The sequence below is a fragment of the Micrococcus sp. KRD012 genome (assembly GCF_017168555.1).
Lineage (GTDB): Bacteria > Actinomycetota > Actinomycetes > Actinomycetales > Micrococcaceae > Micrococcus > Micrococcus luteus.
Window position 1 is genome coordinate 79,112 of sequence record NZ_JABFBB010000016.1, and the last position, 1,313, is coordinate 80,424.

The 1,313-nt window shown below is 76.4% G+C and carries 1 protein-coding gene; it reads left to right on the top strand.

Annotation, left to right across the window (positions count from 1 at the left end):
- Window positions 1-28: 28 nt before the first annotated feature.
- A partial coding sequence (gene ribB / locus J1M37_RS06955; protein ID WP_206452374.1) for a 3,4-dihydroxy-2-butanone-4-phosphate synthase occupies window positions 29-1,313 on the top strand: 1,285 nt, incomplete at its 3' end.

Here is a 1,313-nt window from a genome sequence, read left to right on the forward strand (position 1 = left end):
CCGCCGCACCCACCGAGGAGGCCCGCCCGTGAGCGAGCACATCCGTCTGGACCCCGTCCCCGTGGCGATCGCCGCGATCGCCGCCGGCCGGCCCGTCGTCGTCGTGGACGACGCCGACCGCGAGAACGAGGGCGACCTGATCTACGCGGCCGCCCTGGCCACGGACGAGGTCACCGCCTTCACCGTCCGCCACACCTCGGGCGTCATCTGCGCGCCCCTGCCGGCCGGCCTGGCCGACCGCCTGGCCCTGCCGCCCATGACCACCGTCAACGAGGACCCCAAGGGCACCGCCTACACCGTGAGCGTGGATGCCGCCGCCGGCGTCACCACCGGCATCTCCGCCGCCGACCGCACCCGCACCCTCCGCCTGCTCGCCGACCCCGGTGCCGCCCCCGGCGACCTGACCCGGCCCGGTCATGTGTTCCCCCTGCGCGCCGTCCCCGGCGGCGTCCGGGCCCGCCGCGGCCACACCGAGGCCGGCGTCGAGCTGTGCCGCCTGGCCGGCGTCGCGCCCGTGGCCGCCATCGCCGAGCTCGTCCACGACGACGGCACCATGATGCGCCTGCCCGCCCTGCGGGAGTTCTCGGACGAGCACGGCCTCGTGCTGATCTCCATCGAGGACCTCGTGGCCCACCTGGAGGAGACGACGCCGGCCCTGACCGCCGTCCCCGCCGAGGCCACCCTGCCGACCCGGCACGGCCTGTTCCGCGTGAGCGTGCACGTGGACGCCGAGACCGGGGCCGAGCACCTGCTGCTCGTGGCGGGGGAGACCGACTCGGAGCGTCCCCTCACCGTCCGCGTGCACTCGGAGTGCCTCACCGGCGACGTCCTCGGCTCCCTGCGCTGCGACTGCGGCCCCCAGCTCGAGGACGCCCTCGCCCGCGCGGCGGCCGAGGGCGGCGCCGTCCTCTACCTCCGGGGCCACGAAGGACGCGGCATCGGCCTGGCCAACAAGATCCGCGCCTACCGGCTCCAGGAGGAGGGGATGGACACCGTCGAGGCCAACCTCGCCCTCGGTCTGCCCGCCGAGGCGCGCGACTGGGCCGGGGCCGCCGCCGTCCTCACGGCCGCCGGCCATCGGCGCATCCGCCTCGTCACCAACAACCCCGCGAAGGTCGCGGGGCTGCGGGCGGCCGGCATCGACGTCGTCGAGCGTGTCCCGGCCCCCTCGCCTGTCACCGAGCACAACGTGGTCTACCTGCGCACCAAGCGGGACCGCATGGCCCACGCCCTGGCGGACCGCGTGCTCGAACCGCCGACGGCCACCGGCGGCCCCGCCACGCCGGCCGATGACCCGACCACCGACCCGACCC